Source organism: Streptomyces sp. NPDC051569 (assembly GCF_044454085.1).
Taxonomy (GTDB): Bacteria; Actinomycetota; Actinomycetes; order Streptomycetales; family Streptomycetaceae; genus Streptomyces.
In genome coordinates this window covers 107,159-121,018 of the sequence record NZ_JBITDJ010000006.1, presented here as the reverse complement: position 1 = coordinate 121,018, position 13,860 = coordinate 107,159, and the positions used below count along the sequence as shown (strand labels likewise).

At 67.8% G+C, this 13,860-nt stretch carries 11 protein-coding genes; 7 read left to right on the top strand and 4 right to left on the bottom strand.

Translation table 11 applies throughout. From position 1 onward, the window contains the following. Window positions 1–150: 150 nt before the first annotated feature. The 7 genes from ACIBAE_RS12680 (at window position 151) to trxA (ending at window position 9,670) form a co-directional block, all read left to right on the top strand. Window positions 151–2,517 (top strand): DUF6049 family protein, encoded by a 2,367-nt coding sequence (locus ACIBAE_RS12680; RefSeq protein ID WP_399284434.1) that lies wholly within the window; start codon window positions 151–153, stop codon window positions 2,515–2,517. A gap of 45 nt (window positions 2,518–2,562) precedes the next feature. Continuing rightward, on the top strand, window positions 2,563–4,704 hold the full coding sequence (murJ, locus tag ACIBAE_RS12675) for a murein biosynthesis integral membrane protein MurJ (RefSeq protein ID WP_399284433.1): 2,142 nt from the start codon (window positions 2,563–2,565) through the stop codon (window positions 4,702–4,704). Between the two features lie 109 nt (window positions 4,705–4,813). Continuing rightward, complete coding sequence (locus ACIBAE_RS12670; RefSeq protein WP_399284431.1) at window positions 4,814–6,505, top strand: protein kinase family protein; 1,692 nt, start codon at window positions 4,814–4,816, stop codon at window positions 6,503–6,505. Between the two features lie 21 nt (window positions 6,506–6,526). Further along, the gene (gene sigM / locus ACIBAE_RS12665; protein ID WP_399284429.1) at window positions 6,527–7,231 is read left to right on the top strand and encodes an RNA polymerase sigma factor SigM; all 705 of its coding nucleotides are present in this window, start codon (window positions 6,527–6,529) and stop codon (window positions 7,229–7,231) included. A 716-nt stretch (window positions 7,232–7,947) separates the two neighbouring features. Further along, window positions 7,948–8,184, top strand: coding sequence for a hypothetical protein (locus tag ACIBAE_RS12660; protein WP_399284428.1), 237 nt, complete (start codon window positions 7,948–7,950; stop codon window positions 8,182–8,184). A gap of 119 nt (window positions 8,185–8,303) precedes the next feature. Continuing rightward, entirely contained in the window at window positions 8,304–9,278 is a 975-nt protein-coding gene (gene trxB, locus ACIBAE_RS12655; protein WP_399284427.1) for a thioredoxin-disulfide reductase, read from the top strand. A 44-nt stretch (window positions 9,279–9,322) separates the two neighbouring features. Then, window positions 9,323–9,670, top strand: a complete 348-nt coding sequence (gene trxA, locus ACIBAE_RS12650) for a thioredoxin (protein ID WP_399284426.1) — start codon at window positions 9,323–9,325, stop codon at window positions 9,668–9,670. Window positions 9,671–9,748: 78 nt separating this feature from the next. On the opposite strand, the gene ACIBAE_RS12645 is transcribed toward trxA, so the two are convergent. From ACIBAE_RS12645 to rsmG, 4 genes are all read right to left on the bottom strand, one after another. Next, window positions 9,749–10,366 (bottom strand): GNAT family N-acetyltransferase, encoded by a 618-nt coding sequence (locus ACIBAE_RS12645; RefSeq protein ID WP_399284425.1) that lies wholly within the window; start codon window positions 10,364–10,366, stop codon window positions 9,749–9,751. Window positions 10,367–10,665: 299 nt separating this feature from the next. Then, window positions 10,666–11,766 (bottom strand): ParB/RepB/Spo0J family partition protein, encoded by a 1,101-nt coding sequence (locus tag ACIBAE_RS12640; RefSeq protein ID WP_399284424.1) that lies wholly within the window; start codon window positions 11,764–11,766, stop codon window positions 10,666–10,668. Further along, window positions 11,763–12,839: an AAA family ATPase gene (locus ACIBAE_RS12635; RefSeq protein ID WP_399284422.1), complete on the bottom strand. Its 1,077-nt coding sequence runs from the start codon at window positions 12,837–12,839 to the stop codon at window positions 11,763–11,765. Before ACIBAE_RS12635 ends, ACIBAE_RS12640 begins: the two co-directional genes overlap by 4 nt. Before the next feature lie 265 nt (window positions 12,840–13,104). After that, window positions 13,105–13,821 (bottom strand): 16S rRNA (guanine(527)-N(7))-methyltransferase RsmG, encoded by a 717-nt coding sequence (gene rsmG, locus ACIBAE_RS12630; RefSeq protein WP_399284421.1) that lies wholly within the window; start codon window positions 13,819–13,821, stop codon window positions 13,105–13,107. Between the last annotated feature and the right edge of the window lie 39 nt (window positions 13,822–13,860).

Sequence of the window (13,860 nt, the reverse complement as noted above, 5' to 3'; positions counted from 1 at the left end):
GATGCACGGGTGGGCGGCAGCGCATGAGATTCTTCCGATCATGTAGAACGGTCCCCAGCACTTCACCACAGCGCACATCGTTACCATGCGTGGACGCAGCAATCGACAACCACCGACGGCGACAGACGATGACGAGGGACGGGCGAGCGCGTGGCGGAGGCGGCAGAACTCCAGGGGATGGGTCACTCTCCTGCCCGCCGGTGGCTGCGGCGCAGAGCCTCCCTGCTGGCCGGAGCACCGCTCCTGGCCGGCCTGCTGGCCGGCACTGCGACCCCAGCGGCCCACGCCGCGGCTGAAGCCACCGGCTCTCGCACGGTGGATGTGTCCCTCGACACGATCAGTCCCAGCGCGCCGGTGAAGGGCGACACACTCACCATCTCCGGCACGGTGACCAACGAGGGCAAGAAGACCATCACCGATGCCCAGGTGGATCTCCGAGTGGGTCCGCCGCTGTCAGGCAGGACGGCCATCGATGACGCCGCCAAGCGCTCTTCCGACGCTTCGGGCGATGTAGCGCCGGTCGGAGGCAAGTACAAGGTCAGCTTCCCGAAGCTCGCCTCGGGCATCTCGCAGGACTTCACCCTCTCCGTACCGGTCAGCAAGCTCGGGCTCGACGAGGAGGGCGTCTACCAGCTCGGTGTCTCCCTGACCGGCCAGACCTCCACCGCGCGGTACGACCAGGTGCTGGGCATCCAGCGCACCTTCCTCCCCTGGCAGCCCGAGGCCACGGACAAGAGGACCCAGCTCACCTACCTGTGGCCGCTGATCTCTTCGGCACACCTCTCGGCGGAGACCGGCTCGGACGACCAGCAGACGCCGGTCTTCACGAACGACGACCTGGCTCAGGAGTTCGCCCCCGGTGGGCGGCTGGAGCAGATGGTCTCCCTGGGCAATCAGCTCCCCGTCACCTGGGTGATCGACCCCGATCTGCTGGCCACCGCTGACGCGATGACCCGGAAATACCGCGTCAAGAGCGGGAACTCCACCGTCGAGGGCAAGAACCAGGCCCTGGCCACCGCGTGGCTCAACGCCCTAGAGAAGGCCGTACAGGGCCGTAAGGTCGTTGCCCTGCCCTTCGGCGATCCTGACCTGGCGTCGCTGGCACACCGCGGCGTGCACGTCTCCGGGGCGCTCAGCCATCTGCAGCCCGCCACGGACGTGGCCTGGAAGACCGTGGACACCATCCTCCACGTGAAACCGTCGGTCGATTTCGCCTGGCCGGTGGATGGCGCGATCGATCCCTCGATCGTCGACGTCGCGACATCGGCAGGCGCGCACAAGGTGATCACTCGCAGCGACAGCCTTCAGGACAATCTGTCGTACACCCCCAGCGCCGCACGGCCGATCGGCGGCGGAACCACAGCCGTCGTCGCCGACACCCGGCTCTCCACCGCTTTCCAGGCCGATATGGCCGAGGCGGCCGACTCCACTCTCGCGGTCCAGAAATTTCTCGCCCAGTCACTGGCGCTGACGCTGCAGGAGCCCGAGAACCAGCGCAGTGTGGTCGTCGCCCCACAGCGGATGCCGACGGCCACTCAGGCGCAGTCGATGGCGCGCGCGCTGCACGGCCTGGATCCCGAGCGTTGGACGCAGCCCTCCGATCTGATCGCCGCGGCGGCGGCCAAGCCCGACGCCGACGCGACCACCAAGGTGCCCAGCTCGTCGCGGTACCCGAAGAAACTGCGCGCCCAGGAGCTGCCGACGCCGGCATTCCTGGAGATCAAGGACACGCAGGACCGGCTGGACAGCTTTAAAGCCATTCTCAGCGCACCGGACCGGGTGGACGCCCCCTTCGGCAATGCGATCGACCGGGCCATGTCGGCCTCCTGGCGTGGCAACCCGGCAGGAGCCAAGCCGTACCGGGACACGGTGGACGCGTATCTGGAGGGCCTCACCGCTGAGGTGCAGCTCATCAAGAAATCCGTTCTCACCCTGTCCGGGCGCAGCGCGACGATCCCCGTCACCGTGCAGAATCAGCTGCTGCAGGGCGTCGGGAAACTGGTGCTGCGCCTCAAGTCGGACAACCCGACCCGCCTCAAGATCGACGATTCCCGGACGGTCGCGGAGCGGCCGATCAAGATCGACGGAGGTCACAGCCAGTCGGTGAAGTTCACCGGGGCGGGCAATGCGAACGGCCCTGTCCTGGTGACCGCGCAGCTCTACACGGTGGACGGCAAGCCGTACGGCGAACCCATGGCCTTCCAGGTCAGGGTCTCCGAGATCACCCCCACGGTGATGCTGGTCATCGCGGGCGGTGTGCTGCTGCTGGCCCTCGCCGGCGTCAAGATGTACAGCCGGCGTAAGCGGACGGCAGCACGCAAGGAGGCTGCCGAGGCCCCGCTCACCCAGGACGCCTTCGGCACGGACGGCAGCGCCGGGAACGCGCGGGACACGCAGGAGCCGGGCAGCACGAGGGGCGCCGGGGATACGGATCCCGGGCAGCCGAGTGACCCGGGACCGGACACCGGACCGGAAAGCGCGGACCCGTCGGACACGGGTGAGAAAGTGGACCGTTGAGCGATGTCGTGGCCGGTCGGCCGGGGACGATGAGGTGGGGTAACCATGAACGCGCCGTACGACGGTGACCGCGGTCAGGGCGCGGGCGGCGATCCGGCAGGCCAAGTCCCGCCCTCTCCGCAGCCTGCCCAGGACCCCTATGTCCAGGATGCCTACAGCCAGGACCCCTACTGGTCGCAGGATCTCTCCGCGCAGGACCCGGTGACCGAGGCGCTGTACGACCGCGCCGCGCACCCACCGCCGCCTCCCGGCACCTATCGGGAGACCCCACCGCTGTACCAGCAGCCGCCCGCGCAGCAGCACGCCCCTGATCCCCGCCTCTGGGCGCCGACTCCGCCACCCGAGCCCGGGGGCCCGTCCCGCATGCTCCCGTACGGGGACGACCCCAGGACCACCCAGTTCACAGGCGTCGACGAACTGGTTTCGGGGGCTGGTGACGAGGCTCCGGCACCGGACGCTTTCGCGCACCTTTTCCGCGACCAGCAGGCAGCGGGCCAGGCGACCCTCGCACCGGAGCCCGAGACGGTCCCGGCTCCGCCTCCCGCCAAGAAGTCGGGTGGCCGCGCCTCAGGGCTACTCAAGTCCAGCGCGGTCATGGCCGCCGGCACACTGGTCTCCCGGCTCACCGGCTTCGTACGCAGCCTGGTGATCACCGCTGCCCTGGGTGCCGCCCTGCTCGGTGACTCCTACACGGTCGCCTACACGCTGCCCACGATGATCTATATCCTCACCGTCGGGGGCGGCCTCAACTCCGTCTTCGTACCGCAGCTCGTGCGGGCGATGAAGAACGACGACGACGGTGGTGTGGCCTACGCCAACCGGCTGCTCACCCTCGTCATGGTGGCGCTCGGCGCCATCGTGGCCCTTGCCGTGTTCGCGGCGCCGCTGCTGATCCGGCTGATGTCGGACACCATCGCCAGTGACGCGTCCGCCAACAATGTCGCCGTCACCTTCGCCCGCTACTGTCTGCCCACGATCTTCTTCATGGGCGTCCATGTGGTCATGGGCCAGATCCTCAACGCACGGGGCAAGTTCGGCGCGATGATGTGGACCCCGGTCCTCAACAACATCGTCATGATCGCCACGTTCGGTCTGTTCATCTGGGTGTACGGCACCGCTGCCGACTCCAGCATGACGGTCACGACCATCCCGCCGGACGGCGTACGGCTGCTGGGCATCGGCACCCTGCTCGGTCTCACCGTCCAGTCTCTGGCGATGATCCCCTACCTGCGGGAGACCGGTTTCCGGTTCCGCCCGCGCTTCGACTGGAAGGGCCACGGCCTCGGCAAGACGGTCAAGCTGGCCAAGTGGACCGTCCTGTTCGTTCTCGCCAACCAGGCGGGCGTGCTGGTGGTCACCCAGCTCGCCACCGCCGCCGGCGAAGCCTCCGGCAAGGACGGCACCGGCATCCTCGCCTACAGCAACGCCCAGCTGATCTGGGGCATGCCGCAGGCCATCATCACCGTTTCGGTCATGGCCGCTCTGCTGCCGCGCATCTCCCGGGCCGCCAGCGACGGTGACCCGGGCGCGGTGCGCGACGACATCTCGCAGGGTCTGCGCAATTCCGCGGTCGCGATCGTGCCGATCGCCTTCGCGTTCCTCGCGCTCGGAGTCCCCATGTCCACGCTGCTGTTCTCGTCCAGTGGCCTGGAGTCGGCCCAGTCCATGGGCTTCATCCTGATGGCGTTCGCCCTCGGACTCATTCCGTACTCCGTGCAGTACGTCGTCCTGCGCGGTTTCTACGCCTACGAGGACACCCGGACGCCCTTCTACAACACGGTCATCGTCGCCGCGGTCAACGCGGCGGCATCCGCCGCCTGCTATGTCGTGCTGCCTTCCCGCTGGGCCGTGGTCGGCATGGCCGCCTCGTACGGGCTCGCCTACGCGGTCGGTGTCGGCATCGCCTGGCGCAGGCTGCGCAAACGCCTCGGCGGCGACCTGGACGGCGGCCGCGTCCTGCGCACGTACGCCCGTCTCTGCCTGGCTTCCGTCCCTGGGGCTCTGGCCGCCGGCGCGGTCGCCTACGCGGTCCGGAACGGTCTCGGCAGCGGAGCCATGGGCTCGCTGGTGGCGCTGGTCGGCGGTGGCATCGTGCTGCTGGGTGTCTTCTTCGTCGCGGCGAAGAAGATGCGGATCGAAGAAATGAACGCCATGGTCGGCATGGTGCGCGGACGCCTCGGGCGCTGAGGTCGCACAACCATCGGCGGCAGCCGCGGGTCGTGCATAGCGCCCGACTGTGGGCACAATTGGCTTGGCTGTTGGATAGTTCGCAACGGATGGGGAGGCAGGAGCGACGGTGGCGGAACGTAGCACGGCTGCCGTCGACGTGGCCGACAACAGCGGCGATGAGCCGCTGACCGCCAAGGCGGACGCGGCCACGACCGACGGGTTGGCGAAAGCCCAGAACACCGCGGAGGAGTCCGCACCGGAGACGGTCGGTGAGCGTCGGAGTAGCGAGTCGTCCATCACCTCACCGGAGCTGCACAGCGGCCACAAGCTCGCCAGACGCTACCGCCTGGAGGAGTGCGTCACCCGTCTGGACGGTTTCAGCAGCTGGCGCGCGGTCGACGAGAAACTGCGTCGCGCCGTCGGCGTCCATCTCCTCCCCGCCGACCATCCCCGGGCCCGTTCCGTACTGGCCGCGGCCAGGTCCGCCGCTCTGCTCGGCGACCCACGCTTTGTCCAGGTCCTGGACGCCGTCGAGGAGAACGACCTCGTCTACGTCGTCCACGAGTGGCTTCCGGATGCCGTCGAACTGACCGCTCTCCTCGCCTCAGGGCCGCTGGAGGCCCACGACGCCTACCAGCTCGTCAGCCAGGTCTCCCAGGCCATGGCCGCGGCCCACCGTGAAGGGCTCGCACATCTGCGGTTGACACCCGGAGCGGTCCTGCGCACGTCCAGCGGCCAGTACCGGATCCGCGGCCTCGCTGTGAACGCCGCGCTGCGCGGTATCCGGGCCGACCGGCCGCAGCGCACCGACACGGAGGCGATCGGCGCGCTGCTCTATGCCGCGCTGACCCAGCGCTGGCCCTACGAGACCGACGCGTACGGACTCTCCGGGCTACCCAAGGGCGTCGGGCTGATCGCGCCGGACCAGGTCCGGGCCGGGATCCACCGTGGTCTGTCCGAGCTCGCCATGCGGGCCCTCGTGAATGACGGTGCGACCGCCTCCCGCCAGGACCCACCCTGCACCACCCCGGACGAACTCGCGGCGGCCGTGGTGGAGATGCCGCGTATCCGGCCACCGGAGCCCACGTTCGCGGCCCCGCCGGAATACCAGCGCACCACCTACCAACAGGGCACCTACGGACGGCCGCCCGCCGTCCCCGGAGCGACTGTCATCACCCCGGTGCCGCCACCGCCGCTCCAGGGCCGTACCGGCAAAGCCCTGAAGTGGACGGTCGCCGCGCTCCTCATCGCCGCCCTGGGCCTTGGCAGCTGGCAGGTCGCGGACCGGCTTCTCGAACGGGACAACGGTGGAAGCGACACCACTCCCACCGAGACAACCACGGGGAACGACAAGGCGATCAAACCCGCCCAGCCGATCGCCATCGTCAGGGCCCAGGACTTCGACCCGTTCGGCCAGGACCGATCCGAGAAGCCGGCCGGGATAAAGAACAGCTACGACGGCGACCCGAAGACATTCTGGAATACCGACGGCTACTACAGCTCCGACTTCGGCCGCCTGAAGCCCGGTGTCGGCATCATCCTGGATCTGGGCAAGGCTCAGCAGATCGGCCAGGCAGACGTCTCCTTCCTCGGAGGAACGACCGGCGTGGAGCTGCGCGCGGCGTCCGCGAGCGCTTCATCCCAGCCGACCGAACTGGACGGTTTCAAGAAGGTTGCCGAGGGATCCGGTGAGAAAGTCTCGCTGAAGCCCGGCGAACCGGTCGAGGCGCGGTACGTTCTGGTCTGGCTGACCGATCTCCCGCAGACCGATCAGGGCAACTACCGGGGCAAGGTGTCGGAGATCAAAATCACCAGTTGAGGGATCAGAGGGGGCTCACCGGTGGACGACGCCGCACTCGGCGACGCGAACGACCATGACCTCCTCAACGCCCACGTCGAGGGTCACCCTCATGCTTTCGGCGAGCTGGTACGACGCCACCGCGACCGTCTCTGGGCCGTCGCGCTGCGCACCCTGGGCGACCGGGAGGAAGCGGCCGACGCCGTCCAGGACGCCTTGGTCTCCGCCTTCCGGGCGGCTCATACCTTCCGCGGCCAGTCCGCCGTGACCACCTGGCTGCACCGCATCACCGTCAACGCCTGCCTCGACCGGGCCCGTAAAAGCGCTTCCCGCAAGACGTCGCCGATGGATGACACCGAGCGGCTGGAGCAGCTTCTCGAACCTCATGAGTCGGCGGAAGCTCCCGCCGAACGCCAGGACCAGCGCCGCGAGCTGCTCGCGGCGCTGGCCAAGCTCCCGGTCGATCAGCGTGCCGCCCTGGTGCTCGTCGACATGCAGGGTTACCCCGTGGCAGAAGCCGCTCGCGTCCTGGATGTGCCGATCGGAACGATCAAGAGCCGCTGCGCACGCGGCCGGGCCAGACTGCTTCCCCTGCTCACGCATCTGCGGGGGGAGACCACGGATAACACCGTCCTCGGTGGGGGAAGGAACCGGACGCCGAGGGCATCCGTCCCACCGGCACCGGGGCCAAGAGATCCAGCACAGAATGATCCTGCTGCAGTGAAGGGCGGAGGTGGGCACGCGTGACATCGACGACCGACACGGCTCAGCACCCGGATGTCTCCGAGATCTCCGACCTGGCGGAAGGTCTGCTCCCCCCGTCCCGGGCCTCCGACATACGGCATCACCTGGGCCGCTGCCCCCTCTGCGCCGACGTCCATGGTTCGCTGGAGGAGATCAGGGGACTCCTCGGCACTCTTCCCGGGCCCCTGCGGATGCCGGCTGACATCGCCGGCCGTATCGATGCGGCTCTGGCGGCGGAAGCACTCCTGGATTCGAGCACGCCCAACGAAGACGCACATGTTTCACGTGAAACAGCGCTCCCGTCTCGCACACTCACTGCGTCGGCTCCCCTGAATCTGGCGGATCACCCGACCACCGACCCAGGTCGGGCCGATCACGGCCGTCCCGGCGGCCGCGCCAGGGCAGGCACCGGGCCCGGCCGCAGCGGCCCTGCCCGGCGTCGCCGCCGCACGGCTGTCCTCGGCGCCGTTCTCGGAACAGCCGCTGTCGGTGTCAGCGTTCTCCTGATCCAGTCGCTCCGACCCCCCGTCGACAGCGGCGCCGACCAACAGGCCAGTTCAGCTGTCAGCGCGCCCGCCGACGACAGCGATGTGTTCTCGGGATCGCGCCTGCAAGGCCGCGTGGACGGGCTACTGGCCTCCGGTTCGGCGGCCAAGGATCTCCCAGGGGAGCAACGGGGCGGCGACGCCGGCAGCGACCGGAGCGCCATGAACTCACCCATGCTGCAGCCTGGGTCTGACGTCCCTCCCTGTATTCAACGGGGCATCGGCCGCACCGAGCCCGCCCTCGCTGTCGAGCAGGGAAGCTACCGAGGCAGCCGCGCCTATCTCGTCGTGCTGCCGCACTCGGTCGACTCCACCCGGGTGCAGGCGTATGTCATCGACGCGACGTGCGTCGACAGCGCCCCGTCCACCGACGGGAAGGTCCTGCTGACACGCTCCTACCCCAAGCGCTGACAGTGCCTGGGGGTGCCGCCTGGGCGTCACGGGAATGCGGGACCCGTAGGATCCGTTGGATGGGGTGAAGTCGTTGATCCGGCCCCAGTAGGCAGTCCCCAGAGACGAGGAAGAAACCCGTGAGCGACGTCCGTAATGTGATCATCATCGGCTCCGGGCCCGCCGGCTATACCGCCGCCCTGTACACCGCGCGCGCGTCCCTGAAGCCGCTGGTCTTCGAGGGCGCCGTCACCGCCGGTGGTGCGCTGATGAACACCACCGACGTGGAGAACTTCCCCGGCTTCCGCGACGGCATCATGGGCCCTGACCTGATGGACAACATGCGGGCACAGGCGGAGCGCTTTGGCGCCGAGCTCGTCCCCGACGATGTCATCTCCGTCGATCTCACCGGTGACGTCAAGACGGTCACCGACACCGCCGGAACCGTACACCGCGCCAAGGCCGTGATCGTCACGACCGGCTCCCAGCACCGCAAGCTCGGCCTGGCCAATGAAGACGCGCTCTCCGGACGCGGCGTCTCCTGGTGCGCCACCTGCGACGGCTTCTTCTTCAAGGACCAGGACATCGCTGTGATCGGCGGTGGCGACACTGCGATGGAGGAAGCCACCTTCCTCTCGCGCTTCGCCAAGTCCGTCACGATCGTCCACCGCCGAGACACTCTGCGCGCCTCCAAGACCATGCAGGACCGCGCTTTCGCGGACCCGAAGATCAAGTTCGCCTGGGACAGCGAGGTCGCCGAGATTCATGGTGATCACAAGCTCTCCGGTCTGACTCTGCGCAGCACCAAGACCGGCGAGACCTCGATGCTTCCGGTGACCGGCCTGTTCATCGCGGTGGGCCACGACCCTCGGACCGAGCTGTTCAAGGGCCAGCTCGATCTGGACGACGAGGGATACCTCACCGTCGCCGCCCCGTCGACGCGGACGAACCTGTCCGGTGTCTTCGGCGCCGGCGATGTCGTCGACCACACGTACCGCCAGGCGATCACCGCTGCGGGCACTGGTTGCTCCGCGGCCCTCGACGCCGAGCGCTTTCTCGCTGCACTGAGCGACAGTGAGAAGACCGCCGAGCCGGAGAAGACCGCCACTGTCTGACCGCCTGTTCGCCCCGCACACCCCACGAGATTAAGGAGGCCGCCGTGGCCGGCGACCTGAAGCACGTGACTGACGCCTCGTTCGAAGAGGACGTCCTCAAGAGCGACAAGCCCGTACTGGTGGACTTCTGGGCTGCCTGGTGCGGGCCGTGCCGCCAGATCGCCCCCTCGCTGGAGGCCATCGCGGCCGAGCACGGTGACAAGATCGAGATCGTCAAGCTCAACATCGACGAGAACCCGGCCACCGCAGCCAAGTACGGCGTCATGTCCATCCCGACGCTGAACGTGTACCAGAACGGCGAGGTCGCCAAGACCATTGTCGGCGCCAAGCCCAAGGCGGCCCTGGTTCGCGACCTGGAGAGCTTCATCGGCGACAAGGTCAGCGACAGCTGATCCTCAATGTTTCACGTGAAAGGGGTCCGTCCCCCTGGGGATGGACCCGTTTCACGTGCTGCTCGTCCGATGGCCGCATCAGAGCGGCCGCAACACCGGCTCCTTCTGGACCGCGCCCAGCAGCCTGTCGAGAGCCAGTTCCACGTCTTCCTTCCAGGAGAGAGTGGTACGCAGCTCCAGCCTCAGGCGCGGATATCTCGGGTGCGGACGGACCGTCTTGAAGCCCACCGCCAGCAGATGATCTGCGGGCAGCACACAGGCCGGTTCCCTCCAGCGGGCGTCACCGAATGCCTCAATGGCCTTGAACTCGCGCCGCAGCAGATCCTTGGCCACGGTTTGCACCATCACACGGCCGAGCCCCTGCCCCTGATAGCCGGGCATGATCCACGCCGTCATCAACTGGGCCGCATCAGGAGAGACCGGGCTCGTGGGGAAGGCCGTGGACCGCGGAACGTAGGCGGGAGGCGCGTACAGAACAAAACCGACCGGCAGATCGTCGACATAGACGACGCGACCGCACGATCCCCACTCGAGCAGCACGGCCGAGATCCATGCCTCTTTCTCCGCCTTGGACCTGCCCGCTCTTATCGCGGCTTCTCCCCTGACGGGATCAAGCTCCCAGAAGACACACCCACGGCAACGCTTGGGGAGATCCGGGAGGTTGTCCAGCGTGAGCGGTACGAGCCGACGCCCCATGGAGGCTGTTCCTCACTTCCTTCGCCTGCCGCGCCACGGCCCGCTGTCAGCATGCTCCGTTCCCGAAGCAGGCCGCCGACGAAGCCGCCGACCATTCCAAGGCCCAACCCAGCTGACACCCATCGGCTGCGGCTCACTGATCGCATGGCCCCGCTCTCCCTCCGAGATGAATCAAGGTGGATGCGCTACCAGATCGCATCGTATCCACCCAGAGATGACCCGCACACCGAGAGACAGCAAAGGGCGGGCCGTGTTCCCGTAAGCATGGAACACGGCCCGCCCTGTCGCTGCGTGAGAACTCAGCTCTCGTCGCCCTCCGGGGCATCCTCGGAGGGGCCCGGGTCCAGGACCCGTCCCTCACCGGGTGCGAGCGTGCCGAGAATCCGCTCCAGATCTTCCATCGAGGCGAACTCGACGACGATCTTTCCCTTCTTCTGTCCCAGGTCGACCTTCACTCGGGTTTCGAAACGGTCCGAGAGACGCGATGCGAGACCGGTCAGCGCCGGCGACAGCCGGGCGCCGGCCCGCGGCCCCTTCGCCTTCGCGGCACTCTGGGGACGCGACCCCATCAGCGTCACGATCTCCTCGACCGCCCGTACCGAGAGCCCCTCGGCCACGATGCGGTGCGCCAGCCGATCCTGTTCCTCGGAGTCATCCACGGAGAGAAGCGCTCGGGCATGGCCGGCCGACAGCACGCCGGCGGCGACCCTGCGCTGCACGGAGGGCGAGAGCCGCAGCAAACGCAGTGTGTTGGAGACCTGAGGACGCGAACGCCCGATCCGGTCCGCAAGCTGGTCGTGCGTGCAGTTGAAATCCTTGAGCAGCTGGTCGTACGCGGCGGCCTCTTCCAGCGGGTTCAGCTGGGCACGGTGCAGGTTCTCCAACAGCGCGTCGAGCAGCAGCTTCTCGTCGTCCGTGGCACGGACGATCGCCGGAATGCGCTCCAGGCCGGCCTCCCGGCACGCCCGCCAGCGCCGCTCGCCCATGATGAGCTCGTAGCGTTCCGGTCCCACCTGCCGTACGACTACGGGCTGGAGAAGGCCCACTTCCTTGATGGAGGTGATCAGCTCGGCGAGCGCGTCCTCGTCGAACACCTCGCGCGGCTGCCGAGGGTTCGGCGTGATGGAGTCGATCGGTACTTCGGCGAAGTGCGCGCCGGCCGCTGCCGGTGGTTCGGGCGCCATCGCGTACTCCGGCGCAATCGTCTCCGCGTCCGGTGCCGTGGCGGCCTGCGGAAGCGCTGTCACCTTCGCTGCGGCCACCCCCCGATCCGCGGTCAGCACCGGCGCCGAACCAGGAGAGGCCGGGGCCGCTCCGGTGGAGGGCAGCTGCTTCTCCTGCGGAGCAGCAGGGATCAGCGCACCGAGCCCACGCCCGAGCCCTCTACGTCGCTCACTCACTGGATCCCCTCCGACATACTCTGCTGACTGTTCTGGCTGTTCACGTGGCCTTGCTGGGCGTCATAGTGCACCCCGACCCCTCGTAGGGCGATCTCACGGGCGGCTTCGAGATAGGACAGGGATCCGCTGGATCCCGGATCGTAGGTCAGCACCGTCTGCCCATAGCTCGGTGCCTCCGAGATACGCACGGACCGAGGGATGCTCGTCCGCAGCACCTCCTTGCCGAAGTGGCTGCGGACTTCCTCCGCCACCTGCGAGGCGAGCCGCGTCCTGCCGTCATACATGGTGAGCAGGATCGTCGACACATGCAGCGTGGGGTTGAGATGCCCTCGGACCAGATCGACGTTCCGCAGCAGCTGCCCCAGTCCCTCCAGTGCGTAGTACTCGCACTGGATGGGGATCAGGACCTCTGCGCCGGCGACCATCGCGTTGACGGTCAGCAGGCCGAGCGATGGTGGGCAGTCGATGAGGATGTAGTCCAACGGCTGCTCGTACGCTTCGATCGCCCGCTGCAGCCGGCTCTCCCGTGCCACCAGCGACACCAGCTCGATCTCCGCACCGGCGAGATCGATGGTGGCCGGGGCACAGAAGAGACCTTCGACGTCGAGGACGGGCTGGACCACCTCTGAGAGCGGCTTGCTGTCCACCAGGACGTCATAGATCGAGGGAACTTCGGCGTGATGGTCGATCCCGAGCGCCGTCGAAGCGTTGCCCTGGGGATCTAGGTCGATCACCAGGACGCGTGCGCCATGGAGCGCGAGCGAAGCGGCAAGATTGACCGTTGTGGTGGTCTTTCCCACCCCGCCCTTCTGATTGGCAACAACCATGACGCGCGTTCGCTCAGGGCGGGGCAGGCCCTCGCCGGCGCGGCCCAGTGCCTCCACTGCCAGCTGAGCAGCACGACCAATGGGGGTGTCGTCCATCGGGGGCGGTGTTTCACGTGAAACATCCTCCCCCGCCGACTCGCTGCGGGGACCGGGGACCGGATCGGCCATCGGTCCCGCGATGTGGGCGTCGGACCGCAAGGATTCACTCTCCTCGACTTCAGACTCGCAATGGACAGAGCCTGCCATGCTTTCGGGGTCGTGAACCAGCGAGGCCCTTGGTTCTGTGGAGAAACCCACCTCTGTGGACAACTCCCTCCCCCTCACGAGGGGCTTTCGGCCGCGCGGCGTGGCAGCCGCACGGCCACGGCCGATGATTCCCTGCAGCAACGAGCGACGTTTCACGTGAAACACGATGCACGGGCCACAGGGTCAGATCGTCACGACACTCCGCGATGCGTAGGTATGGCAGCTTGTATGGAGCATCACTGATAGGCAGTACGGACTGTACGGCTCAGCGGCGCCGTCGTGCGCGCCCCACCCGGGCAGCCTTCGCCCGCTTCGTCGCGAACCGAACTCCTCCGGGGCTCTCCCCGACCTCCACCCGCACCACCGTGGCGAGCGGATCGACGATGCCCTCTCCCACCTGGAGTACGGAAGCTTCCAGCACACCGAGCTTGCTCAGAGCACCACGGGCTCCCTTGATCTCCTCCTCGGCGGTGTCACCCTTGAGCGCCAGCATCTCGCCGTACGGACGCAGCAGCGGCACTCCCCAGCCCGCGAGCCGATCGAGTGGAGCCACCGCGCGGGCCGTCACCACATGGACCGGCTGCAGCGTACCGAGGACCTCCTCAGCGCGGCCGCGTACGACCGTCACATGGTCCAGCCCCAGCAGCTCGACCACTTCCTGAAGGAAGTTCGTCCGTCGGAGCAGGGGTTCCAGCAGGGTGATCTTCAGATCCGGCCGCACCAGCGCCAACGGGATCCCGGGAAGCCCCGCACCCGAGCCCACATCGCAGACCGTGACGCCTTCAGGCACAACCTCGGAGAGCACCGCGCAGTTCAGCAGGTGCCGCTCCCACAGCCGCGGCACCTCACGTGGACCGATCAGGCCGCGCTTGACCCCCGCGTCCGCGAGAAGCTCCGCGTAGCGGACAGCCTCCGGAAAGAATTCGCCGAAAACAGTCCGTGCTTCTTCCGGCGCAGGGGGAAGCTCTGCTGCCTCCGTCACGGGAACCGTCCTTCCGTACTGAACCACCGACATGGCGGC

What these genes read in the sequence shown, in the direction of transcription:
- murJ (WP_399284433.1), top strand. Translation starts at nt 2,563, where the DNA reads ATGAACGCGCCGTACGACGGTGACCGCGGTCAGGGCGCGGGCGGCGAT.
- ACIBAE_RS12660 (WP_399284428.1), top strand. Translation starts at nt 7,948, where the DNA reads ATGCTGCAGCCTGGGTCTGACGTCCCTCCCTGTATTCAACGGGGCATC.
- ACIBAE_RS12645 (WP_399284425.1), bottom strand. Translation starts at nt 10,366, where the DNA reads ATGGGGCGTCGGCTCGTACCGCTCACGCTGGACAACCTCCCGGATCTC.
- ACIBAE_RS12635 (WP_399284422.1), bottom strand. Translation starts at nt 12,839, where the DNA reads ATGGCAGGCTCTGTCCATTGCGAGTCTGAAGTCGAGGAGAGTGAATCC.